Source organism: Stenotrophomonas sp. Sm2128, from assembly GCF_030985535.1.
GTDB classification, from domain to species: domain Bacteria; phylum Pseudomonadota; class Gammaproteobacteria; order Xanthomonadales; family Xanthomonadaceae; genus Stenotrophomonas; species Stenotrophomonas maltophilia.
This window is the reverse complement of record NZ_JAPTFQ010000032.1, coordinates 13,610-36,529: the sequence shown is the minus strand read 5'-3', so window position 1 is coordinate 36,529 and position 22,920 is coordinate 13,610. Positions and strand designations below refer to the sequence as shown.

Genomic DNA, 22,920 nt, shown 5'->3' with positions numbered 1-22,920 from the left:
ATGACTGCCAAGCTGAACTTCGAGAACGTCACCCTCCGTTACCCGATCTACAACTCGCACAGCCTGTCGCTGCGCCGCAATCTGGTGGGTATCGCCACCGGTGGCCGCCTGCTTGCCGGCAGCGGCCAGATTACCCAGGTCACCGCGCTGGACGGGGTGTCCTTCAGCCTCAAGCAGGGGGATGCGGTGGGCATCGTCGGCCATAACGGCGCGGGCAAGAGCACCCTGCTGCGCACCATGGCCGGCATCTATACGCCCCTGCAGGGTCGGATCGAGCGGGTGGGCCGGGTGGCGACCATGCTGGAGGTCGGCGCGGGCATGGACCCGGAGCTCTCCGGCTATGAGAACATCCGCCGGATGGGCCTGATGCTCGGGTTGTCGCTGAAGGAGATCGACTCGCGCATTCCCGAGATCGAGGAATTCACCGATCTGGGCGACTTCCTGCACTTGGCCGTGCGCACCTATTCGGCGGGCATGGCCATGCGCCTGATGTTTGCCGTGGCCACCTGCACCACACCGGACATCCTGCTTGTGGACGAAGTGTTCGATGTCGGCGATGAGGCCTTCAAGGAACGCGCCGCCCAGCGCATGCACAATTTCATCAAGTCCTCGCAGATCTTCTGCCTGGCGTCGCACTCGATGGATACGATTGCCGAATACTGCAACCGTGTCTTCGTGCTCAGCCACGGTACTCTGCGGGAAATCTCAATGGACCAGCTCAGGTCGGAAGGATATGGCGTTGAAAATCAAGCTGGGTAATGCTGTAAGTAGTGCTGCCGATAAGGCCGCGCAGTCGCGCTCAAGCGACGGTTTCCTAGCTCCGGGGGAGGAGCTGGTACTGAGCAGTTCCCCGTATGCCTGCATGGATCCTGTCACCATGCGGGGATTCGCCTTGCCTGAAACGGACGGGGTCTGGTCCAGCGCTGCGGTCAGTACGATCGATGTGCGCCTGCGCGAAGTCGATGCCAGCCGTCGTTACCGGGTGGTGATTGGCGCGATTGCGTTTGAAGGGGGCAGCCATCGGGCGTTGGTTTCGATCCGGGTTAACGGTGGGCCTGCCCATCAGGTGTTGGCCGGCGGATCGGGCTGGTCCTCGATCGTCGCGGATTGGGAGATACAGGTCGTCGGGAAGATTCCGATGGTCCGTATCGAGTTCCAGGTCGCCAATCCAATGTCGCCCAACGCGCTGGGTCTCGGTGATGACAATCGCCTCCTGGGATTCAAGGTTCGCTCGTTGCAGTTGCTCGATCTGGGGCCGGCCAGCACGGCGGTGGCGGCAACGCCCGTGCCCGTGCAGACCGTGGCAGAGGCAGAGATGCCAGAGGCCGCCGATGCGGGCGCCGTCGGGATCTTTACCCAGTCGCCGACGGAGACCATTCGCGCGCTTGCCAAGCGCGGCCCGATTCTGCGCATGCTGTTGCTGGACAAGAATCCTGTCGTTCGCCTGGTGCGTTGGATGCGACGGGTCAGCCGCAACATGGAGGAGATGCGTCGCCAGCTTGACCTGATCCGCATCGATTCCGCGCGGCAGACGCGTGAGCTTGGCGAACGCGTGGACAACATCGAGATCGATGCCCGTGTGCAGGAGCGCGAGCGTCGGCGTGCCGGTTCCAGCGTTGATGCGATCATCGAGCGGCTGGAGCTGAATCATGCTCGCCTGCTTGCCATCGAAGAGTCCGCGCACCAGGCAGGTCGCATGCATGAGCAGCATCGCGATGAGCATGCAGACAGTCTGGAGAGCATCATCGCCACGACCGACGGTCTTGGCCGTGATGTGGCCGCTGTACTGGACACTCTCAACACGACCCTGTCCGAGTCGATGCGGATGTTGCGTGAGTTCGAGGGCGTGGACAACAAGCTGGCGGGCATGGACCGGGCGCTGAAGTTGGTGCAGAAGCAGGGCGAGGATCATGCACGCCATGCGATTTCCGGTATACGCGAACTGCGCGAACAACTGCACCTGTCAGTGCAGCAGCAGCAGGTCCGTTCGGAGGCGGCCCAGGCCGGCATCGAGTCGAGCTTGCAGGGGATGATCGAGCGCCAGTGGTCGGAGTCCGACGAGCTTCGCCAGCACATGCATTCTACACTGCAGCAGCTGGAAAACCGCCACCAGCACGAGCGCGAGGAACTCAAGCGCCAGGTGCAGGACGTATTGACCGAGGGTGCGCGGGTGCTGGATGTGCGCAGCAGCGTGGACGCCGAAGTGCTACGCCATCACGTCCTTCGACTGCACGAACGGCTTGACCGGCTGCCGGTCATTGCACCAGGTACCGGTGCAGCGGTTTACACGATGGGCGATGCGGCCGCCTCGGAACAGACCCTCCAGCTGGTTGCCCAGTTGCACCAGAAGCTGGACAACAGCGAAATCGAGACCGGCCAGATTCTAGAGCTGCTGGTGGGCATCAAGGAGCGGGTCGAAACCCAGCAGCTGGTGCTGTCCAGTGCCACAGGGCGCCTCGCCTCCCCGTCCCAGCGCCGCGTGCTGCGGCGGCATGACGGCTGGCTGATCGCGGTTGGGTTCGGCACATTCTCCTGTGCCGAAAGTGACGACCTGCTGGCAATGTGCCTGCTTGAAAGTGGCGACGTCGAGCTTGGCCTGCGGTTGTTCCTCGAGCATGCGCTGAAGCCGGGCGATGTCTTCCTTGATGCAGGAGCCAACATCGGCCTGCATACCGTGGCCGCAGCGAATGTGGTTGGCCCGTCCGGCAGGATTTTCGCTGCCGAGGCGATGCCGCGCACCCAGGAGCACCTGCGTGCATCGCTGCGCCTGAGCGGGGTGGAGGACCGTGTACAGGTCCTGCCGGTCGCGCTGGGAGCCCACAACGAGGATGGCCGGGAATTCCACATCGGTGCCGTTGCCGGCCACAGTTCGCTGTATCCCCTTGACGGTGAGCTGGAGGTCGTTCGTGTGGATGTCAGGACCGTCGATGGCCTGTTGGGCGAGCAGTCGGTCGCGCTGGCCAAGATCGACGTAGAGGGCGCCGAGCTGGAGGTGCTGGCGGGCATGCGTCAACTGCTTGCCGCCAATCCAGCCATGGGAATCATTGCCGAGTACGCGGTATCGCACCTCGGGCGGTCGGGGACAAGTGAAGCTGAATGGGACGCCTTCCGCAGCGGGCACGGCTTCGATCTGTACCGGATCGATGATCTGACGGGCGCCTGCCTGCGCCTGGAGGGTTTCGCGGACCTGCGTGGATACGCCAGCTCGAACATTCTGCTGTGCCCACCGGCCAGCCTGCTACCGGCTGCCGTTGTGGCGGGTGGTGCCCAATGAGCAAGGTTGCTGTCATCGGCGCCGGAGGGCACGCCAAGGTGATCATCGATCTGCTGCGTGGCGGGGGCCATGACGTGGTTGCCTGCCTGGATGCGGGGCGCGTAGGCCAGATCGTCAACGGGGTTCCGGTTCTCGGCGACGAACGCGTGGAACTGCCCCAGCTCAAGGAGCAGGGCGTGGATGCGGTCTTCGTCGCCCTGGGGGACAATCGGCTGCGTCAAAAGGTGGTGGCGGCAATCGCTGCAGCCGGCCTTGAGATGATCCCGGCAGTGGGACGCTCCGCGGTGATTGCTCCCAGTGCCCGCATCGGTCGGGGCTGCGCCATCATGGAAGGCGCCATACTGAATGCGGACGCCGTAGTTCACGATTTTGCTATAATTAACACAAATGTGTCCGTCGACCACGACTGCGTGGTTGGCGCCTTCGCTCACATCGCCCCGGGCAGTACGCTTGCCGGTGGTGTGGAGGTGGGGAGCAGCGTCTTTCTCGGTGCAGGTACGAGAGTGATTCCGGGCATCAAGATCGCGGACGGCGCCGTTGTTGGCGCTGGTGGCGTCGTTGTCAGGGATGTCGGCTCAGCCGGGACGTGGGTCGGCGTGCCGGCACGGCAAATCAAGATAAAGGACTAATCAATGTTGGCGTCAAAGCGGATTCCGGTAGCAGTGCCCAGCCTCTCCGGAAATGAAAAGAAGTACGTGGGCCAGTGCCTGGATTCAACGTGGATCTCTTCGGCGGGTGAGTTCATTGGTCGTTTCGAGCAGAGCTTCGCGGACTTCTGCGGTGTTCGCCATGCGGTGGCGATCAATAACGGCACGACCGCCATTCACCTGGCGCTGGTGGCGTTGGGGGTCGGCGAAGGCGACGAAGTGCTGATCCCGACCTTGACTTACATCGCCACGGCGAATGCGGTTGCCTACTGCAACGCCAAGCCGGTCCTGGTCGACTCCGAGCCGGGCACCATGAACATGGATCCGGCCAAGCTGGAAGCCCTGATCACGCCCCGCACCAAGGCGATCATCGTGGTGCACCTGTATGGCCATCCGACCAACATGGGGCCGGTCATGGAGATCGCGCGCCGCCACAACCTCAAGGTCGTGGAAGACGCCGCTGAGGCGCATGGTGCCGAGTATCAGGGCACCCGCGTGGGTGGCATCGGTGATTGCGCCACCTTCAGCTTCTTCGGCAACAAGATCATCACTACCGGCGAAGGTGGCATGGTGACCACCAATGATGATGAGCTGGCCTCCCGCCTGCGCCTGTACCGCGGCCAGGGCATGGACCCGAAGCGCCGCTACTGGTTCCCGGTGGTGGGTTTCAACTACCGCATGACCAATGTTGCTGCAGCGATCGGCGTGGCCCAGATGGAGCGTATCGACGAAGCCCTGCAGGTGCGCCAGCGCGTTGCCGGCTGGTATGAGGCGGCCTTTGCGCAGCATGCGGATCTGGTCGAGCGTCCGGCTGTGGCCGAGTACGCCCACCATGTCTACTGGATGTACACCGTGCTGTTGACTGGCCTGAGCGAGCAGCAGCGCGATGAAGTGATGCGCCTGATGGATGCCGATGGGATCGAAACGCGCCCGGTGTTCTACCCGATGCATGTGCTGCCGCCTTACCTCGAAGACGGGGCCGCCTACCCGGTCGCCAACGACCAGGCTGCGCGTGGCATCAATCTGCCGACGCACGCCGGCCTCACTGTCGAGGACGTCGAGCGCGTCGTGGAAGCCCTGGTTTCGGCCATCGGCCGCGTGAGCGCCTGACCTTGCGTATTGCCATCTGTTCGTCCTTTGTACCGTTCGTCAATGGTGGAGCACGCTTCATCGTTGACTGGCTTGGAAGCCGTCTGCGCGAGCATGGCCACCAGGTGGAGATCATCTACCTGCCGATGGTCGAGACGCCGACTGAACTGCTGCAGCAGATGGCGGCCTATCGGATAATGAATCTGTCCGATTCGGTTGACCGGGTGATCACCACCCGGCCGCCGGCCCACCTGATCCAGCATCCGAAGAAGGTGGCGTGGTTCATCCATCATTTCCGCATGTACTACGACATGTGGGATACGCCTTATCGCGGCTTCCCTGATGATGCCCGCCACCGCGCCCTGCGCGGCGCGCTGGCGAGGGCTGATACCACGGCGCTGGCAGAGTCGCACCGGCTTTTCACCAATTCACAGGTGGTTGCCGATCGTGTCAAGCGCTACAACGGCCTGGATGCCGAGGTGCTGTATCCCCCCCTGTTCGATGTGTCCCATTTCCGGGATGCAGGCCAGGGCGACGAGATCGTGTACGTCTGCCGCATGGAGCAGCACAAGCGCCAGCACCTGTTGCTGGAAGCGTTCAAGTACGTGACCACCCCGGTCAAGCTGCGCCTGTGCGGTACCAGCAGTGGGCCCGGCTACACCAATGGTCTGCGCGCCTTCATCGTTGCCGAAGGCCTTCAGGATCGGGTTGCCTGCGTTGACCGTTGGATCACCGAGGAAGAGAAGGCTCAGTGGCTGTCCACTGCGCTGGCTGCGGCGTACCTGCCCGAGGATGAGGATTCCTACGGCTATCCGTCGCTGGAGGCGGCACAATCGGCGAAGCCGATCATCACCACCACCGATTCCGGCGGCGTGCTCGAGTTTGTCCAGCATGGCCACAACGGCATGATCGCCGAGCCGGACCCGCGGGCACTTGCCGAGGCCATCGACGCATTGTGGATGGACCGCGAGCACACCCGCCGCATGGGCGAAGCTGCCAAAGCGCGCGTGCAGGAATTGAAGATCAACTGGGACCACGTCCTGGAGCGTTTGCTGTCATGAAGGTCCTTGTTGTCAACAACATGGTGCCGGGACTGCGGGGTGGCGCGGAAGAACTCGCGGACCAGCTCGTCGTTCACCTGCGCCAGGCAGGGCACCAGTCCGAGCTGCTGCGCATCCCGTTCTCGTGGCAGCCGCCGGAACGGATCATCGATGAGATGCTGATGTGCCGCAGCATGCGCCTGCTCAATGTCGACCGGGTCATCGCCATGAAGTTCCCGGCGTACCTGCTGCCCTTCGACGAGAAGGTCTTCTGGCTTGCGCATCAGTACCGCCAGGCCTATGACATGTGGGATGCCGGCCACAGCAACATTCCCGATACTCCGGAGGGCCGGCAGATCCGTGCCGCGATCACCGAAGCGGACAATGATGCATTCTCGTTGGCGCAGAGCATCTATGCCGTAGGCCGCACTGTGCAGGAGCGGTTGATGCACTACAACGGCATCCCGTCCGAACTGCTGCGCGCCCCCTTGAACGATGCCGAGCTGTTTACCGGCGGCGAGTATGGTGATTACATCTTCGCTGGCGGCCGCATCAATGCCGGCAAGCGTCAGCACCGGCTGATCGAGGCGCTTGCGCAGACCCGGTCGCCGGTCAAGCTGATCATCGCCGGGCCGGCCGATACCCCGGCGGACGAGCAGCGCCTGCGTGCGCTGGTGGAGAGCCATGGCCTGCAGAGCCGTGTAAAACTGGATATTGGATTCCACCCACGTCAGGTCATCGCCGACTACGTGAATGGTGCATTGGCATGTGCCTATCTGCCGATGGCGGAAGATTCCTTCGGCTACGTGACCATGGAAGCCTGCCAGTCGCGCAAGGCGGTCATCACCGTGGACGATTCCGGCGATTTGACCGAGCTGATCAAGCAGGGGCTCAACGGCTGGGTGTGCGCCGACGATACCAGTGAGATCGCTGCTGCCATGACCGAAGCATTCGCCGCACGGGCGCAGACCCGTGAGCGCGGCAGCAACGCATACGACTCATGGACCCGCCTGGACATCAACTGGGCATCGACAGTGGAGAAACTGACGCGATGAAGATTGTCTGGGCCGGCCCCTACTGCGGACCATCGGCGATCGCTCGCTTCAGTGTCCACGTCGTTAACGCCCTGCGTGGGCTGGGCCACGATGTCGCCATCTATCGTACTGAAACCGGCGAGGCCGCTGCCTATCCGGCCTTGCCTGATCCGGTCGTCCTGCGTTCGGGCAGCGCGATGGAAGAAGAGTGGCTGCGTACCGCGGATCTGGTGTTCGCCAACATCGGTGATCACTACGGTTTCCACGGTGGCATCTTCGATCTGGCGCGCAAGCGTCCGTTCATCGGCATCATGCACGACTGGTTCGTTCTGAACCTGTTCTGGGACCGATTGAAGGCCGAGGGCCGTCCTCACGATGCGCCACGGATCATCCAGGGGCTGTATGGCCAGGAGGCCGGTGAGCTGTGTGCTGCGGCGACCTCCGAGACCATCATGCCGGTGGCCGCAGCGCATTTCCCCATGACCCAATGGGCCGTGTCGGATCTGCTGGGTTGCATCATCCACTCCGAGTTCTACCGGTCGAAAGTGCAGGCCCGTTGCCCTGGGCCGGTGCATAAGCTCTCGCTGGCCTATCCGGCGCCTGACGTACGGCAGGACCTGCGTTCAGCGGTGGACGATCACAGTCGCCTGCGCCTGTGCACGCTGGGCGTAGTGAATCCGAACAAGTGTGTCGACACAGTCGTACGTGCGTTGATGCTGGATCCCGCGCTGGCCGCCCGCACCGAATACCACGTGCTTGGAGGTATCAGTGACCAGGAGCGCAGGCGCCTGGAATCGGTCTGCGCGGAAGTTGGTTTCCGGGGCCTGGTGCTCGAAGGCCGGGTCAGCGATGAACGCCTTGTGGAAGGCATGGCAGAGGCCGACGCCATCTGCTGCCTGCGCGATCCAGCGCTGGAAGGGGCCTCGGCCTCCGCGATCGAGGGCATGCAGTCGGGGGTGCCAGTGGTGGTGTCCAATGCTGGTTTCTACGCGGACCTTCCCGATGAGTATGTGCTGAAAATCCCGCAGGGCGATTGCACGGAAGAGCTTCTGGCGCAATTGCACTTCGTTGACCGCGAACGCGGCGCCGCTCGTGAGATGGGCGCGCGTGCACGCGCCTGGGCTCGTGACGAATTCTCCGCCGTGCGCTATGCCATGGGGCTTGATGCACTGATGCCGGAGTTCATAGAAAGCGAACCCTACATTGCCACTGCCAGGGCGCTTGGCCGCGAGCTGGGGCGGCTGGGGGTGCCTGGCAACAGCCCCTCGGCAGGCAGGCTGGCTGGCATGCTCGACGGCATGTTCAGTCTCTGATGCGGTCCTCCCCTACGAATTCCCAATCATTCAGGAAAACAGCATGAAATCTGCAGTCATCACCGGTATCTCTGGCCAGGACGGCGCTTACTTGGCGCAGCTGCTGCTTGAGAAGGGCTACAAGGTCTACGGCACTTATCGTCGTACCAGCTCGGTCAACTTCTGGCGTATCGAAGAGCTGGGCATCGACAAGCACCCGAATCTGCACCTGGTCGAGCACGATCTGCAGGACATCGGCTCCTCGATCCGCCTGCTGCAGGACAGCGGTGCGACCGAGGTCTACAACCTGGCAGCGCAGAGTTTTGTGGGCGTGTCCTTCGACCAGCCGGTGCTGACCGCGCAGATCACTGCGCTGGGTGCGCTGAACCTGCTCGAGGCGATCCGCGCGGTCAACCCGAAGATCCGCTTCTACCAGGCGTCGACCTCGGAGATGTTCGGCCTGGTGCAGCAGGTGCCGCAGACCGAGCAGACCCAGTTCTACCCGCGTAGCCCTTACGGTGTGGCCAAGCTGTACGCTCACTGGATCACTGTGAACTACCGTGAGTCCTACGGCATCTTTGGTGCCAACGGCATCCTGTTCAACCATGAATCGCCGCTGCGTGGCCGTGAGTTCGTGACCCGCAAGATCACCGACTCGGTTGCCAAGATCAAGCTGGGCAAGCTGGATGTGCTGGAGCTGGGTAACCTTGACGCCAAGCGCGACTGGGGCTTTGCCAAGGAATACGTTGAAGGTATGTGGCGCATGCTGCAGGTCGAGGTGCCGGATACCTACGTGCTGGCCACCAACCGTACCGAGACCGTGCGCGATTTCGTCACCATGGCGTTCAAGGCGATCGGTGTCGAACTGGCCTGGAATGGCACGGGTCTGGACGAGGTCGGCACCTGCACGGCCAGTGGCAAGGTCCTGGTGAAGATCAATCCCAAGTTCCACCGCCCGGCGGAAGTTGATCTGTTGATCGGCAATCCGGAAAAGGCCAAGCGTGAACTGGGCTGGGAGCCGTCGACCACGCTCGAGGAGCTGTGCGAGATGATGGTCAAGGCCGACCTGCGCCGCAATGAGGCCGGCGCTTCGTTCTGATTCGCGGCACATTCTGCTGGCCTTATCGTTCGATCGCGGCAGGCAGGCGCTACGCGCCTGGCTTGCCGCGCTCCCTCCACAGCAGTTGATGGTCCGGAAAACTTGCATGAAGCCCATTGCAGCGATAACGGGAATCGAAGGATTCACCGGCCCCTATATGGCCGCGGAACTGGAGCGGCTTGGTTACCAGGTGAAGGGGATCAGTCGCAACCCTGTTCCAGGGCGCGACAATGAAGTCGCGGACATTCTCGACCCCGATGCGATCGGCGCGGTGATGAAGCGGCTGCAGCCGCAGGTGGTTGTCCATCTGGCGGGGGTTTCACACGTAACCCATCGTGATGTCTCCGCGATCTACCAAGCCAACATCATGGGCACGCGCAACCTGCTGGAAGCGCTGACAGAGCTGGGTACGGCGCCGAAAAGCGTGCTGCTGCCCAGCAGTGCCCACGTCTACGGAGCCTCTTCCAGTTGCCTGCTGGATGAGACGTCGCCGATGGCGCCATTCAACGACTACGCCATCAGCAAGGTGGCGAGTGAGCATGTCGGCACGTTGTACATGGACCGGTTGCCCATCATGCTGACCCGTCCGTTCAATTACACTGGAGTCGGGCAGTCGCCTTCGTTCTTCGTTGCCAAAGTCATCGACCACGCGCGCCGTGGCAGTACCGATTTGCGCCTGGGCAATCTTGATGTCGAGCGTGACTTCACTGATGTGCGTGATCTCGTCCGCTGCTACGGCATGCTGATCGAGCAGGGGTGCCGTGGCGATGTGGTCAATATCTGCAGCGGCATTCCGACCTCGCTGCGCAGCGTCATCGAAACTGTCAGCGAGATCTCCGGACTGGAGTTTGCGATTGAAAGCGATGCCGAGTTGATCCGCAGCCATGATGTCGATCGCCTTGCCGGCTCGAATGCCCGATTCACCACGCTGACGGGGGGGATTACCTTCCGGCCCCTGCGTGAAACCTTGCAGTGGATGCTGCACGCCTGAGTCATCCAGATACGGTGACCCGCCCCGGCGCCCGGGGTGGATCCCAATAAAAACGCCCCGGAGCGGAAGCTGCCGGGGCGTTTTTTTCAGGCTTTCAGGGCGATTACGGCGAGGTGGCCGCCGCGATCGGCGCACCCTTGTCGTCGCACAGGCCCTTGCCGTCGGCGCAGCGCGCAAACGGGCCGAGGATCAGCACCGGCTGCTTGAAGTTGAAGCCAAACCACGCCACGCCTTCCTGCACCAGCTCAACCTGGAGCTTGTTGCCGACCAGCAGGGCAGCCGGAACGGAGGCCTTCAGTTCCTGCGACTGGCCGACCTGCAGGTCACCGTTGAACACGGCCCGGCCGATGTCCTGGCCACGCTTGCCGTCGGCATTGCCCGGGTCCGGTACCAGCTGCAGCACACCGGCCGACACGTTCTGGCCGCCGGTGGCGGGCAGGGTGGCTTTGCCATTGTTGGTGACCTTGAAGGCGACGGTCAGGGTGTCATCGGCGGCGTTGTAGGTGGCCTGCCCGACCTGCTCGATCGCGATGGACACTTCTTCCTGGGTCAGCGGCTTGTTCTGTGCGGCGCTGGCCGCCGGTGCGTCTGCCGGTGCCGCTGCCTGCTGCGCTGAAGCCGGGGTTTCGCTGTCGCCGGAAGAACAGGCTGCCAGGGTAAAGGTGGAAGCCAGAATCAGCGGGAGTGCAAGTCTACGGTACTTAGTATTCATGAAATGCTCGATGAGCTGTTGGATTGAAGTGGTCGGATCCATCGACGGCAATCCTTCCAGGACGTGGAATGGTGGACATGCAACGAGGCGAATGATACAGCGCGGACTCACTTCGTGGGAGTGGGGGGGGCCGGGGCCAGATCGACCCAGTCGACCTGGATGCTCAACGGGGTCGGGTCCGCTGTCACCGGGCTGTCGAAGGCGATCACGTTGGTGCCAATCCGCAGCGCAGCGGCCGGCACATCCACGCTCAAGGTCGTGGCGTCATGCCAGTGGACGGCGAGCCACTGGTCGTTCACACGCACCTTGATCGACTCCGGGGTTGCCGGAGGGAAGATCTGGAGGACCCGCGCGGTCAGGGTGTAGGGACGGGGCGCAGGAAGCAGATCGAACTGCAGCGTGGCTTCCGGCAGGGTCTTCCACGCAACTGAACGCCAGATCGGCAGCAGGCGATGGTCGATGACCCAGCCGCTGCCGGTCCAGCCGGAACCGCGGGTCGGTTCTTCCATGCTCCACCAGCGACCGAAGTCCCAGCGGAAGCTGTTGCCGCCGCGGTGGCTCCGGAACTGATCGAATGCCAGAGGCCAAGGCTGGCGGCGCAGGATGTGACGATAGCGCTCGGCCAGGCTCGAATGTCCGGTTTCCAGCATGCGCTTGTACTGAACCCGTTCATCCGCGGGGACGCTGGAGGTTGTCGTTCCATCGGCCTCCAGCGTCACCACGACAGCCTGGTCGCGGCGCAGCAGGCGGCTCGGCGGTGCTTCGCCGGGCGTGCCCGTCATCGGTGCTTCGGTCAGCGTCCAGCCCTCTGCGGATTCCTCGCAGGTTCCCACGCGACCCTCCGCATTGGGGAGCTGCCAGATGCCCCCCGCAGGGCTGCAGATCACCGGCCGCTCGATCTGACGGTCATACAGGTAGGTGAGGGCCATCACCATGCCCTCCCGGACCATCCACACATCGTTCAGCTGATCGCGCTTGTCGATGATGACCAGGGTCTGGTCGGGACGGAAGGGCGGCGCGTTCTCGACGATATCGCCGAGCAGGACCTGTTGGGCATTCGACAGACGACGGTAATGCTCGAACTGGAACATTTGTGCGCCAAACGCCACCACCAGGGCGACAGTGGTCAGCACCACGCCGATGCCCCAACTGCGGCGGGTCATCGCGATCAGCACGGCCACGCAGAGCAGCGCACCACCGGGGGAAGCGCCGAGGAACGTGCGTTGTGAGATCAGCAGGTGCGGTAGCGAGGCGGCGAAGGGCAGGTAGCCCAGACCGATCATCACCAGTGCGATGATCGCCATTCTCACCACCGAGGCCGAAGTCGCGGCGATCTCAGCCACGCCATCTTCCTGCGGCAGGGGACGGCTGCTGCGCCAGACGGCGTAGCCAATCAGCACCGCTGAAAGCAGCAGGTACAGGCGGGTGCGGTACTCGTACCAGCAGATGGCAATCGCATCCAGCCAACCACCCAGCACGGTGCGCCCGAAGCCGACACCGATCACCCGTTGCAGGCGGTCCATCAGATCGATAGTCGGACCGACCAGGGTGTCCTGGTAGGTGGCGCCACTGCCCTTGACATACAGAACGTAGCCGATGTTGATCGCAACGCCGAGGATCCACCACGCGGTCACCCAGCGGTGGCGTTTGACCAGGCCCAACGCGCCACGGAGACCGAAGCGCGCATACAGCAACAACAGCGGGACCACCACGAATGTGAGCGCCGCCTCATAGGCAAAGGTTGCAAGCACCGCGCAGGGTACGGCCAGCAGCATTGCCAGGGTCTGCTGCCGGGACTTGCGCAGGGTGTAGCCATATGCGCATGCCGCCACGCCAAGCAGCGACAACGCGATGGACCAGTTGATGTGGAACGAGCGGAACGACAACTGCATGGTGTCCGCCGGGTAGAGCACCACCAGCAGGCCGAACACGACGGCCCAGCGTCGCGAGTGGGTAAGCCACCAGCCTGCCAGGCTGGCACCGATGCCCTTGAGCAGCAGCGACCCCATCAGCAGCAGATGCCAGTACGCGAAGGAGTTCCGATCCAGCATGTAGCCGATCGCGTGTGGCGCGATGGTCAACGGGCGAAGCCGATGCGCGGCCAGTGGACTTTCCGGGCCCACCCACACGAAGGGCTCGTGCAGGGTGAACAGGGCGAGCACGTCCCACTCCTCGATCAGGCCGGTGATGCTGAACCCGAACGGCAACCACAGCAGGACGATCATGATCGCGCAGGGAATTGCCAGGAACCCCCAGCGCTGCAGGAAGGTGGCGGGTTGAGTGAAATGAGTGCGGAGGTTCATGTAAAGGCTCGTTGCCGGGCAGGTGGGGCAGGCATCTCGCCTGGGATGCGGTTAGCGACCGGGACGCTGCAGCAGCGCCCGTGTCAGCAGGAATGAGACAGGAAGCGTAACGATGATGGAGATCAGTGGGCCAAGCGCGGGTGGCACCTGCAGATGGCCCACGGCCACTTTCAGGGTCAACGCCCCCAGTGCATAGACCACGACATAGATCAGCGGAAATACCGCGAACTTGAGCCAGCTGTGCCTTGCCCTGAACACATAGCGGGTGTTCAGGGCATAGCTCAACACGATGCCGGCGCAGTAGCTGACAAGATAGGCCGCTTGGTAATGGATGAAGCGCAGCAGCACCCAGTAAAGGACCAACGTTGCCCCCGTGTTCAGTGCACCGCCCACCAGGAACCGCAGGACCAGCACATGAAATGCAGGGCGCGCCGGTTCCGGTGGCGTGGGGGGGCGTGTACCGCGGGAATCAACCTGCGGCATTGGCCAGAGACTTGAACTCGGTGTAGTCGCGGATGTATTCGTCCGAATCGTAGGGCTCGGAAGCGAACACAAGCAGCACCGCGTCTTTGGAATACTTGTACTGCGTACCCCAGATCATCGGTGGCAGATGGATGCCCTGGTCAGGCGAGTTCAGCTCCACATCGATGCGACGGCTGCCGTCATCGGCCAGCACCCGGACCGAGCCCGAGACACAGACCAGGAACTGGTGGCAGCGCTTGTGGGCGTGCTCACCACGGGTTTCCTGGGTGGGAACGCCGTACACGAGGAAATAGCGCTTGGCATGGAACGGCAGGAAGCTGTCGAAGTCGCCTACCGACAGCGAGCCGCGCATGTCCACGAAGCTGGGCATGCGGTAGAGCTTCACGCCCGGCACCACGGTGTCGGAAACACCCTGCTTGCCCGCATCGGTGGCCGCTGCCGTCCCTTCCTTGTCCGACACGTAACCCACGATGCGCGCGGGGTTGCCGACCACTATCGCGTTCGGTGGCACCGAACGGGTCACCACGGCGCCCGCGCCGATCATCGCGCCGCTGCCGATGGTGGTGCCGGCCAGAATGGTGGCATTGGCACCGATGGAGGCGCCCGATTCCACCACGGTCCCGAGGAACTTTTCCGGATAGACCTTGCTGCGCGGGAACAGGTCGTTGGTGAAGGTGGCATTGGGGCCGATGAACACGTCATCATCCAGTCGCACGCCATCCCACAGTTGCACGCCGCACTTCACCGTGACCCGGTCACCGACCACCACGTCGCCTTCGATGAAGACACCATCGCAGATGTTGCACTCGCGTCCGATACGCGCACCCGGCAGCACGTGTGCGAATGCCCAGATGCGGCTGCCCTCACCGATCTGATCGCTCTCGCAGAGGGCATTGGGATGGACATAGTGGCTCACGGGAGCTCCTTCTCGAAAAGGTCGACGGATTGCAGGATGGAAAGCGGGCGAGCCTTGGTGTTCTCGAAGGCATGCCAGGCGTAGGTGCCGACGATGCCCAGCCCGAGGGAGTTGAGCGCGCCGAAGAAGAGGATGGTCAGCATGGTGCCGGCGTAACCGGGCACCGCGACTAGCCCGGACAGTTTGGCTGCCAGTACCAGCACACCGAGCAGGGCCGTGAACACAAGCGCCACCAGCCCTAGCGCGGTCAGCATGCGCACGGGCAGGTCGGTGAAGGCGAAGACGCTGTCGGACAGGTAGCGCAGTTTCTTGCGCAGCGTCCAGCCGCTCTTGCCGTGCTGCCGCTCGCGCCGCTGGTAGCTGACGAACGCGCGCTTGCCGCCCAGCCAGAACAGCTGCGCCAGCAGGCTGGAATGGGCTTCGTTGAGCCTCAGCAGGCGTTCGCGGAAGTCACGGCTGACCGCGAAGATGTCCACGCCCCCCTTGGGAATGTCCTTGATCACCAGACGGCGATAGACCTCCCAGAACAGGGTGGACGCCAGCTTGGAACCCATCGGGTCGTTGCGGGCCTCACGCACGCCGAAGGCGACGTCGTAGGTGTCCTGCACGTACTGCTTCCAGAAATTGATCACCAGCTCCGGCGGCTCCTGCAGATCCGCCGCCATCACGGCGGTCAGGTCGCTGCGGCTGAGCTCCAGCCCGGCGCGGATCGCGGGGAACGCACCGAAATTGCGGGTCAGGCTCGCCAGCTGCGCGCGGAACGTACAGCCGGGCAGCTTTTCGCGCAGCAGTGCGTAGCTGCGGTCGGGGCTGCCGTCGACGACGAAGATGGCCTCGAAGCTGCCTTCGACCGAGCTTGCGATGTACTCCACGGCATGCAGCAGGTCGTCGATCGATCCCTCGTTGCCGTAGATGGGGACGACCAGCGCGAGCGAAGGCGCCATGGCCGTCAGTACCGGTTGCACGCGGCGATGACCGTGTCGACTTCCGCGTCGGTCAGCTCCGGGAAGCAGGGCAGGGTCAGCACCTGCGCCGCATCGGCTTCGGTATGCGGCAGCGAGACGGCGTCGAAGCGGCCCTGGTGGCAGGGCTGGCGGTGATCGCACAGCGGGTAGTGCACCTCGGTCTGCACGCCGGCCGCCTGCAGGTGGGCCCGCAGCGCATTACGGTTGTCGCAGCGGACCACGTACAGATGTGCGACGTGCTCGTTGCCGACGGTGCCGATGTGGCGCACCCGATCAGAACGCAGGCCGGCGGCATAGCGGTTGGCGATGTCGCGCCGGCGCTGGTTCCAGCCATCGAGCAGCGGCAGCATGTGGCGCAGCAGGGCGGCCTGCAGTTCGTCCAGGCGGCTGTTGCGCCCGCCCGCCAGGCTGTTGGTGTACTTGGCCGTCCAGCCGTACTGGCGCAACTGGGTGGCGCGCAGCGCCAGCGCCTCGTCGGAGGTCACGATGGCGCCACCGTCGCCCAGTGCGCCCAGGTTCTTGGTCGGATAGAAGCTGAACGAGGCGATGTCACCGAAACTGCCGGCCCGGTGCCCGCCGCGCTCGGCACCATGGGCCTGCGCGCAGTCTTCCAGCACCTTGATGCCGCGGTCGTGGCACAGGGCGACGATCTCCTCGATCTGGGCCAACTTGCCGTACAGGTGGGTCACGATGACCACCTTGGGCAGCGGCGCGCTGTCCAGCACCGCCTTCAGCGCGGCAACGGACATCAGCCCATCATCGGCATTCGTATCGACGAATACCGGGGTGGCATCGCAGGCAAGGACCGCACTGGTGCCATACATCGCCGCGTTGGCGACCACTGCCACACGATCGCCGGTGCCCACCTCCAGGGCCTTGAGCGAGAGCTCGAGCGCGTCGGTGCCATTGGCAACGCTGATGCAGTGCGCCGCACCGCAGTAACGGGCGAATTCCTGCTCGAACGCCTTCACGTTCGGGCCCAGCACGTAGTAGCCGCTGGCGATGACGGTGCCGGCAAGTGACGACAGCGCGTCCTGCAACGGTGCAATGTGACGGGAAAGGGAGTTGACGGGAATCAGGGCGTCCATGGAGTCCGCAGGCAGGCAAGCAGGGGAAGGAAGGGCGGGCACTTACTGCGCACGGCCGTACTGGTCTTCAAAACGTACGATGTCGTCCTCGCCCAGGTAGCTGCCGGACTGCACTTCGATCAGCTCCAGCGGCAGCTTCCCCGGATTCTTGAGGCGGTGGGTGACGCCCAGGGGAATGTACGTGCTCTGGTTCTCGGTCAGCAGGATCACCTCCTCGCCGCGGGTCACCTCGGCGGTGCCGCTGACCACGATCCAGTGCTCTGCGCGGTGATGGTGCATCTGCAGGCTGAGGGTGGCGCCGGGCTTGACCGTGATGCGCTTGACCTGGAAGCGGGCGCCATTGTCGATCGAATCGTAGGCGCCCCAGGGGCGGTAGACCTTGCGGTGGGCGGCCGCTTCGCTGCGGCCATCACGCTTGATCTGGCCGACGATCTCCTTGACGTCCTGCACGCGGTCCTTGTGGCCCACGAACACGGCATCATCGGTTTCCACCACGACCACGTCCTGCAGGCCAACCATCGTGATCAGGCGGGTGCCGTAGGCGTAGCTGTCCTTGCAGTCCAGCGCGATCACATCGCCATGGCAGGCATTGCCATCGGCATCCTTGTCCGACACTTCCCACAGCGCCGACCACGAGCCCACGTCGTTCCATTCGGCATCGAGCGGCACCACGGCGGCATCGGCGGTCTTTTCCATCACGGCATAGTCGATGGAATCGTTTGGGCTGGCGGCGAAGGCCTCGGCATCCAGACGGATGAAGTCGTTGTCGCGCGCGGCCTTGTCCAGCGCGGTGCGGCAGGCGGCCAGGATGGCCGGCTGCAGCGCTTCGAGCTCCTTCAGGTAGCGCGAGGCCTTGAACAGGAACATGCCGCTGTTCCAGTAGTACTCGCCGGAGGCGACGTACGTCTCGGCGGTGGCCAGGTCGGGCTTCTCGACAAAACGATCGACCGCGTGCACGCCGTCGCCGGCGCTGGCCTTGATGTAGCCGTAGCCGGTTTCCGGGGCGGTCGGCACGATACCGAAGGTCACCAGCTTGCCGGCCTCGGCGGCCACGGCGGCCTGCTTCACGGCGGCATGGAACGCCGCTTCCTTGCGCACCACATGGTCGGACGGCAGCACCAGTAGCAGCGCATCATCGCCGTTGGCCAGCGCCTGCAGGGCGGCGATGGCGATGGCCGGGGCAGTGTTGCGGCCAATCGGTTCCAGAATCAGTGCCTGCGGCACGACCTTGCACTCACGCAGCTGCTCGGCCGCCATGAAGCGGTGCTCCTGGTTGGCCACCACGATCGGTGCGGCGCCGGCAATCGACGCCACGCGCTTCCAGGTGGCCTGCAGCATGGTGTCCTCGCCGACCAGCGGCAGGAACTGCTTCGGATAGGCCTCGCGCGACAGCGGCCACAGGCGCGTGCCGGAGCCGCCGGAGAGGATGACGGGAACGATGGGGAGCATGGGGATCCTTCCTTACTTAATGTTGGGGTGCGCTGCCGCCGATCAGGGCGGTCAGTTCTTCAGTGCGTTGCGCCAGAAGTGTGGCGTCACCCCGGGTTTCGATGTTCAGGCGAAGCAGCGGCTCGGTGTTGGAGCTGCGCAGGTTGAAGCGCCACTGCGGGAACTCGGCGCTGACGCCATCGGTGTGATCCAGGGCCGGGGTGTCCTTCTGGAAATGGGCGAGAACACGCGCGATCGTGGCCTTGGCATCGTCCACGCGGAAGTTGATCTCGCCGCTGCACGGGAACGCCTGCATGCGGTCGGCCACGAGTTCGCCCAACGACTTGCCGGTGCTGGAGACCAGCTGGGCGATCAGCAGCCAGGGGATCATGCCGGAGTCGCAGTAGGCGAACTCGCGGAAATAGTGGTGCGCACTCATTTCGCCGCCGTAGATCGCGTCTTCGGCGCGCATGCGCTCCTTGATGAAGGCGTGCCCGGTCTTGCTCATGATCGGTACGCCGCCGGCCTGCTCGACCATTTCCACGGTGTTCCAGGTCAGGCGCGGGTCGTGGATGACCTTGCCGCCGGGCTGGCGGGCGAGCAGGGCGGTGGCCAGCAGGCCGACCAGGTAGTAGCCCTCGATGAAGTTGCCGTCGGCATCGAAGAAGAAGCAACGATCGAAATCGCCGTCCCAGGCGATGCCGAAGTCCGCGCCATGCGCGCGCACGGCATCGCGCGTGGCCGCGCGGTTTTCCGGTAGCAGCGGGTTGGGGATGCCGTTCGGGAAACTGCCGTCGGCTTCATGCTGGATGCGGATGAATTCGAACGGCAGGTGTGGAGCCAGCTGGTCGATGACCAGTCCCGCGCCGCCATTGCCCGGGTTGGTGACGATCTTCAGCGGCTTCAGGTCGGCCACGTCGATGTAGCCGAGCAGGTGCTGGATATACGCCGATTTGTCGGCATCCTCCGTCACCGTGCCGGTGCCGTTGCCCAGCGGGGCGTCGGAGGCAGCGAAATCGCGGATATCGAACAGGCCGGTGTCACCGCTGATCGGCTTGGCGCCTTCGCGGACCAGCTTCATGCCGTTGTAATCCATCGGATTGTGGCTGGCCGTGACCATGATGCCGCCGGCCGCCTTGCGGTGGAAGGTCTGGAAATACACTTCCTCGGTGCCGCACAGGCCGATATCGATGACATCGCGACCGCTGGCCTTGATGCCTTCGATGGCCGCCTGCATGAGCTCGGGGCTGCTCAGCCGGATGTCGTGCCCGACGATGACGGGACCGGGACCGAGCAAGGTTGCGGTACCCGCTCCGATGCGTCGGGCCAGCGAGGCGTCGAGTTCATCCGGCACACGGCCACGGATGTCATAGGCCTTGAAACTCGGAAGCGTCATCAATGCGGTCCTTACGGGGGTGACCGCCGATTATAGCGACAGGCTCCGCAAAGGCGGGTGATCCTGTCCAGCATCCTTGCCGGTCGAGAAAAAGGGGGGGATCGCATAACCTCTTGATTATGCGATTCCTTTGCGCGGTGATCAGCCCAGCGCCTGTTCCAGCTGCGGCAGAATCGTGAACAGGTCCCCCACCAGGCCGATATCGGCGATCTCGAAGATCGGCGCATCGCCGTCCTTGTTGATGGCGACAATCGTGCCGGCGTCCTTGATGCCGGTCAGGTGCTGGATGGCACCGCTGATACCCACGGCGACGTACAGCTCCGGTGCGATGATCTTGCCGGTCTGGCCGACCTGCAGCTCATTGGGCACGTAGCCGGCGTCCACGGCGGCGCGCGAGGCACCCACGGCGGCACCGAGCTTGTCGGCCAGTTGGTAGATCACCTTGAAGTTCTCTTCCGAGCCGACGCCACGGCCGCCGGAGACCACGCGCTTGGCGCTCTGCAGGTCCGGGCGGTCGCTGCTGGCCGCGGCCAGGCCGACGAAACGGGTGTGGGCCGGCAGGGCCGCATCCACGCTCAGTGCTTCAACGCTGGCGCTGCCGCCCTGGGCGGCTTCCGGCCAGGAGGCGGTGCGCACGGTGGCGACCACGGTCTGGTCGGCCGGTGCTTCGACGGTGATGATGGCGTTGCCGGCGTAGATCGGGCGCTTGAAGGTATGGCTGCCTTCCACGGCCATCAGGTCCGAGACCTGCGCCACGCCCAGCAGGGCGGCCACGCACGGCATCAGGTCCTTGCCGAAGGTGGTGGACGGGCCGAACACATGGCTGTAGCCGGCGGCGGCCTTGGCGATCTGCGGGGCCAGCACCTGCGCCACCGGGTGTGCGTTGGCGGCATTGGCTACGGTCAGCACCTTGGCCACACCCGTGATCTTCGCCGCTTCGGCCGCGGCGGCGGCCGGGTCGGCGGCCAGCACCAGCACGTCGATCTGCGCGCCGCTGATCGCAGCGGCCGCACTGACCGTCTTGGCGGTGGCGGCGTTGAGCTTGCCGTCGTGGTGTTCTGCGATGACGAGAACCTTGCTCATTACAGCAACCCCTTCTGCTTGAGTGCGGCCACCAGTTCGGCGGCGTCCTTGACCATCACGCCCTTGCTGCGCTTGGACGGCGCGGCGTAGTGGGTGGTCTTCAGGGTATCGGCGGCTTCAACGCCCAGCTCGGCCAGCTGCAGGGTTTCCAGCGGCTTGGCCTTGGCCTTCATGATGTCCGGCAGCTTGATGAAGCGCGGCTCGTTCAGGCGCAGGTCGGTGGTGACCAAGGCCGGCAGGTCCACTTCCAGCGTTTCCAGGCCGGCGTCGACTTCGCGCACCACGGTGGCCTTGCCATCGGCGATGTCCAGCTTGCTGGCGAAGGTGGCCTGCGGGCGGCCCCAGATCGTGGCCAGCATCTGGCCGGTCTGGTTGGCGTCGTCGTCAATGGCCTGCTTGCCGAGGATGACCAGCTCCGGCTGTTCCTTCTCGATCAGCTTGAGCAGGGCGCGGGCGGCGGTCAGCGGCTGGATGGCCTGGTCGGTGACCACATGGATGGCGCGGTTGGCGCCCATGGCCAGGCCGTTGCGCAGGTGGGCCTGGGCGTCGGCCGGGGCGATCGTGGCAACCACCACTTCGCTGGCGATGCCCTTGTCGCGCAGGCGCAGGGCTTCTTCCAGGGCGATTTCATCGAACGGATTGGGGGACAGCTTGACGCCGTCGGTGACCACGCCGGAACCGTCCGGCTTGACCTGAATGCGGACGTTGTAGTCCACCACGCGCTTGTACGCGACGAGGATTTTCATCTGGTACGGGGTCCTTCAGTAACAGGGAGAACGTCCGGTCCTGCAACAGCAACCGGTTCGGGGGTGGGACCCCGATTCTAACTGGCCTTGATCGGCCATGCGAATGCGTATGGTTATGTTGCGATGCGACAGAAATGCGCCCGCGGCCGGGTTTCGTTCACCTGCCAAAGGGCGTCGTGAAGGCGGCCGCACTGTATGCTGTGCCGCTGTGTCGAGGCGCCTGCGGGCGCTTCACCGAAGACTTCACGATCAGGAGAACAGGTAGTGCCCACATGGCTTGTCACCGGCGGCGCCGGGTTCATTGGCGGTAACTTCGTTCTCGAAGCGGTTGCCCGCGGTATCAAGGTGGTCAACCTCGACGCGTTGACCTATGCCGGCAACCTGACCACCCTGGCCAGCCTGGACGGCAATCCCGACCACGTGTTCGTGCAGGGCGACATCGGCGACCGCGCGCTGGTGACGCGGCTGCTGGCTGAGCACCAGCCTGAGGCGGTGCTGAATTTCGCTGCCGAAAGCCATGTGGATCGCTCGATCGATGGCCCGGGGGCGTTCATCCAGACCAACGTGGTCGGCACCCTGGGCCTGCTCGAAGCCGTCCGCGATTACTGGAAGGGCCTGCCGGCCGGGCAGGGCGTGGCGTTCCGCTTCCTGCACGTGTCCACCGACGAGGTGTACGGCACCCTCGGCGAGACCGGCAAGTTCAGTGAAACCACCCCGTATGCGCCCAATTCGCCGTATTCGGCGTCCAAGGCCGCGTCGGACCATCTGGTACGGGCGTTCCACCACACCTACGGGCTGCCGGTGCTGACCACCAACTGCTCCAACAACTACGGCCCGTACCACTTCCCCGAGAAGCTCATTCCGCTGGTGATCGCCAAGGCGCTGGCCGGCGAGCCGCTGCCGGTCTACGGCGACGGCAAGCAGGTGCGCGACTGGCTGTTCGTGACCGACCACTGCGAAGCGATCCGCACCGTGCTGGCCAAGGGCCAGGTGGGTGAGACCTACAACGTGGGCGGCAACTCGGAAAAGCAGAACATCGAGGTGGTGCAGGCCATCTGCGCGCTGCTCGATGCGCGCCGCCCGCGCGCCGATGGCCAGCCGCGCAGCAGCCAGATCACCTACGTCGCCGATCGGCCGGGCCACGACCGCCGTTACGCGATCGATGCCTCCAAACTGAAGAACGACCTGGGCTGGGAGCCGGCCTATACCTTCGAGCAGGGCATCGCCTTCACCGTCGACTGGTACCTGGACAACCAAGACTGGGTCAACGGCGTGCTGGACGGCAGCTACCGTCTGCAGCGCATCGGCACTGCGGCCTGAACCCTGGAGACGAA

20 protein-coding genes are annotated in these 22,920 nt (G+C 64.2%); 10 read left to right on the top strand and 10 right to left on the bottom strand.

What is annotated here, in order from left to right; all coding sequences use genetic code 11:
• The 9 genes from O0K41_RS11175 to O0K41_RS11135 all read left to right on the top strand — a co-directional run bounded on the left by O0K41_RS11175 (nt 1) and on the right by O0K41_RS11135 (nt 10,466).
• Entirely contained in the window at nt 1–759 is a 759-nt protein-coding gene (locus O0K41_RS11175; RefSeq protein WP_049449966.1) for an ABC transporter ATP-binding protein, read from the top strand.
• The gene (locus O0K41_RS11170) at nt 740–3,274 is read left to right on the top strand and encodes an FkbM family methyltransferase (protein WP_161801717.1); all 2,535 of its coding nucleotides are present in this window, start codon (nt 740–742) and stop codon (nt 3,272–3,274) included. Before O0K41_RS11175 ends, O0K41_RS11170 begins: the two co-directional genes overlap by 20 nt.
• Nucleotides 3,271–3,903, top strand: coding sequence for a NeuD/PglB/VioB family sugar acetyltransferase (locus O0K41_RS11165; protein WP_164222702.1), 633 nt, complete (start codon nt 3,271–3,273; stop codon nt 3,901–3,903). The genes O0K41_RS11170 and O0K41_RS11165 overlap by 4 nt, the downstream gene beginning before the upstream one ends.
• A gap of 3 nt (nt 3,904–3,906) precedes the next feature.
• Complete coding sequence (locus tag O0K41_RS11160) at nt 3,907–5,031, top strand: DegT/DnrJ/EryC1/StrS family aminotransferase (RefSeq protein WP_049449972.1); 1,125 nt, start codon at nt 3,907–3,909, stop codon at nt 5,029–5,031.
• Between the two features lie 2 nt (nt 5,032–5,033).
• Entirely contained in the window at nt 5,034–6,071 is a 1,038-nt protein-coding gene (locus O0K41_RS11155) for a glycosyltransferase family 4 protein (RefSeq protein WP_049449973.1), read from the top strand.
• Nucleotides 6,068–7,105, top strand: a complete 1,038-nt coding sequence (locus O0K41_RS11150) for a glycosyltransferase family 4 protein (RefSeq protein WP_049449975.1) — start codon at nt 6,068–6,070, stop codon at nt 7,103–7,105. The genes O0K41_RS11155 and O0K41_RS11150 overlap by 4 nt, the downstream gene beginning before the upstream one ends.
• The gene (locus O0K41_RS11145; RefSeq protein WP_049449976.1) at nt 7,102–8,397 is read left to right on the top strand and encodes a glycosyltransferase family 4 protein; all 1,296 of its coding nucleotides are present in this window, start codon (nt 7,102–7,104) and stop codon (nt 8,395–8,397) included. Before O0K41_RS11150 ends, O0K41_RS11145 begins: the two co-directional genes overlap by 4 nt.
• A 43-nt stretch (nt 8,398–8,440) precedes the next feature.
• Entirely contained in the window at nt 8,441–9,475 is a 1,035-nt protein-coding gene (gene gmd / locus O0K41_RS11140; RefSeq protein WP_308304505.1) for a GDP-mannose 4,6-dehydratase, read from the top strand.
• 106 nt (nt 9,476–9,581) lie between these two features.
• Nucleotides 9,582–10,466 carry an NAD-dependent epimerase/dehydratase family protein gene (locus O0K41_RS11135; RefSeq protein ID WP_065427938.1) on the top strand — a complete coding sequence of 295 codons (885 nt, stop codon included), beginning with the start codon at nt 9,582–9,584 and terminating at the stop codon, nt 10,464–10,466.
• Nucleotides 10,467–10,569: 103 nt separating this feature from the next.
• On the opposite strand, the gene O0K41_RS11130 is transcribed toward O0K41_RS11135, so the two are convergent.
• The 10 genes from O0K41_RS11130 to O0K41_RS11085 form a co-directional block, all read right to left on the bottom strand.
• The gene (locus O0K41_RS11130) at nt 10,570–11,178 is read right to left on the bottom strand and encodes a hypothetical protein (protein WP_123958203.1); all 609 of its coding nucleotides are present in this window, start codon (nt 11,176–11,178) and stop codon (nt 10,570–10,572) included.
• A gap of 107 nt (nt 11,179–11,285) precedes the next feature.
• Complete coding sequence (locus O0K41_RS11125; RefSeq protein WP_049449983.1) at nt 11,286–13,481, bottom strand: hypothetical protein; 2,196 nt, start codon at nt 13,479–13,481, stop codon at nt 11,286–11,288.
• 51 nt (nt 13,482–13,532) lie between these two features.
• The gene (locus O0K41_RS11120; protein WP_065427939.1) at nt 13,533–13,895 is read right to left on the bottom strand and encodes a GtrA family protein; all 363 of its coding nucleotides are present in this window, start codon (nt 13,893–13,895) and stop codon (nt 13,533–13,535) included.
• 55 nt (nt 13,896–13,950) lie between these two features.
• Nucleotides 13,951–14,880: a WxcM-like domain-containing protein gene (locus tag O0K41_RS11115; protein ID WP_049449986.1), complete on the bottom strand. Its 930-nt coding sequence runs from the start codon at nt 14,878–14,880 to the stop codon at nt 13,951–13,953.
• Nucleotides 14,877–15,845, bottom strand: a complete 969-nt coding sequence (locus O0K41_RS11110) for a glycosyltransferase family 2 protein (protein WP_049449988.1) — start codon at nt 15,843–15,845, stop codon at nt 14,877–14,879. The genes O0K41_RS11115 and O0K41_RS11110 overlap by 4 nt, the downstream gene beginning before the upstream one ends.
• Nucleotides 15,830–16,933, bottom strand: coding sequence for a DegT/DnrJ/EryC1/StrS family aminotransferase (locus tag O0K41_RS11105; protein WP_049449989.1), 1,104 nt, complete (start codon nt 16,931–16,933; stop codon nt 15,830–15,832). Before O0K41_RS11105 ends, O0K41_RS11110 begins: the two co-directional genes overlap by 16 nt.
• A 42-nt stretch (nt 16,934–16,975) precedes the next feature.
• A complete protein-coding gene (locus O0K41_RS11100) occupies nt 16,976–18,382 on the bottom strand; it encodes a mannose-1-phosphate guanylyltransferase/mannose-6-phosphate isomerase (RefSeq protein ID WP_049449991.1) in 1,407 nt (468 codons plus the stop codon).
• A gap of 16 nt (nt 18,383–18,398) precedes the next feature.
• Nucleotides 18,399–19,757 (bottom strand): phosphomannomutase, encoded by a 1,359-nt coding sequence (locus tag O0K41_RS11095; RefSeq protein ID WP_088436271.1) that lies wholly within the window; start codon nt 19,755–19,757, stop codon nt 18,399–18,401.
• 141 nt (nt 19,758–19,898) lie between these two features.
• The gene (locus O0K41_RS11090; protein WP_049449995.1) at nt 19,899–20,840 is read right to left on the bottom strand and encodes an electron transfer flavoprotein subunit alpha/FixB family protein; all 942 of its coding nucleotides are present in this window, start codon (nt 20,838–20,840) and stop codon (nt 19,899–19,901) included.
• On the bottom strand, nt 20,840–21,586 hold the full coding sequence (locus O0K41_RS11085; protein WP_049449997.1) for an electron transfer flavoprotein subunit beta/FixA family protein: 747 nt from the start codon (nt 21,584–21,586) through the stop codon (nt 20,840–20,842). Before O0K41_RS11085 ends, O0K41_RS11090 begins: the two co-directional genes overlap by 1 nt.
• Before the next feature lie 264 nt (nt 21,587–21,850).
• On the opposite strand from O0K41_RS11085, the gene rfbB reads away from it, so the two are divergent.
• Complete coding sequence (gene rfbB / locus O0K41_RS11080; RefSeq protein ID WP_049449998.1) at nt 21,851–22,906, top strand: dTDP-glucose 4,6-dehydratase; 1,056 nt, start codon at nt 21,851–21,853, stop codon at nt 22,904–22,906.
• The last annotated feature ends 14 nt before the right edge of the window (nt 22,907–22,920 follow it).

What these genes read in the sequence shown, in the direction of transcription:
- O0K41_RS11085 (WP_049449997.1), bottom strand. Translation starts at nt 21,586, where the DNA reads ATGAAAATCCTCGTCGCGTACAAGCGCGTGGTGGACTACAACGTCCGC.
- O0K41_RS11095 (WP_088436271.1), bottom strand. Translation starts at nt 19,757, where the DNA reads ATGACGCTTCCGAGTTTCAAGGCCTATGACATCCGTGGCCGTGTGCCG.
- O0K41_RS11100 (WP_049449991.1), bottom strand. Translation starts at nt 18,382, where the DNA reads ATGCTCCCCATCGTTCCCGTCATCCTCTCCGGCGGCTCCGGCACGCGC.
- O0K41_RS11175 (WP_049449966.1), top strand. Translation starts at nt 1, where the DNA reads ATGACTGCCAAGCTGAACTTCGAGAACGTCACCCTCCGTTACCCGATC.
- O0K41_RS11135 (WP_065427938.1), top strand. Translation starts at nt 9,582, where the DNA reads ATGAAGCCCATTGCAGCGATAACGGGAATCGAAGGATTCACCGGCCCC.
- O0K41_RS11125 (WP_049449983.1), bottom strand. Translation starts at nt 13,481, where the DNA reads ATGAACCTCCGCACTCATTTCACTCAACCCGCCACCTTCCTGCAGCGC.
- O0K41_RS11150 (WP_049449975.1), top strand. Translation starts at nt 6,068, where the DNA reads ATGAAGGTCCTTGTTGTCAACAACATGGTGCCGGGACTGCGGGGTGGC.
- O0K41_RS11160 (WP_049449972.1), top strand. Translation starts at nt 3,907, where the DNA reads ATGTTGGCGTCAAAGCGGATTCCGGTAGCAGTGCCCAGCCTCTCCGGA.
- O0K41_RS11145 (WP_049449976.1), top strand. Translation starts at nt 7,102, where the DNA reads ATGAAGATTGTCTGGGCCGGCCCCTACTGCGGACCATCGGCGATCGCT.
- O0K41_RS11090 (WP_049449995.1), bottom strand. Translation starts at nt 20,840, where the DNA reads ATGAGCAAGGTTCTCGTCATCGCAGAACACCACGACGGCAAGCTCAAC.
- gmd (WP_308304505.1), top strand. Translation starts at nt 8,441, where the DNA reads ATGAAATCTGCAGTCATCACCGGTATCTCTGGCCAGGACGGCGCTTAC.
- O0K41_RS11130 (WP_123958203.1), bottom strand. Translation starts at nt 11,178, where the DNA reads ATGAATACTAAGTACCGTAGACTTGCACTCCCGCTGATTCTGGCTTCC.
- O0K41_RS11105 (WP_049449989.1), bottom strand. Translation starts at nt 16,933, where the DNA reads ATGGACGCCCTGATTCCCGTCAACTCCCTTTCCCGTCACATTGCACCG.
- O0K41_RS11165 (WP_164222702.1), top strand. Translation starts at nt 3,271, where the DNA reads ATGAGCAAGGTTGCTGTCATCGGCGCCGGAGGGCACGCCAAGGTGATC.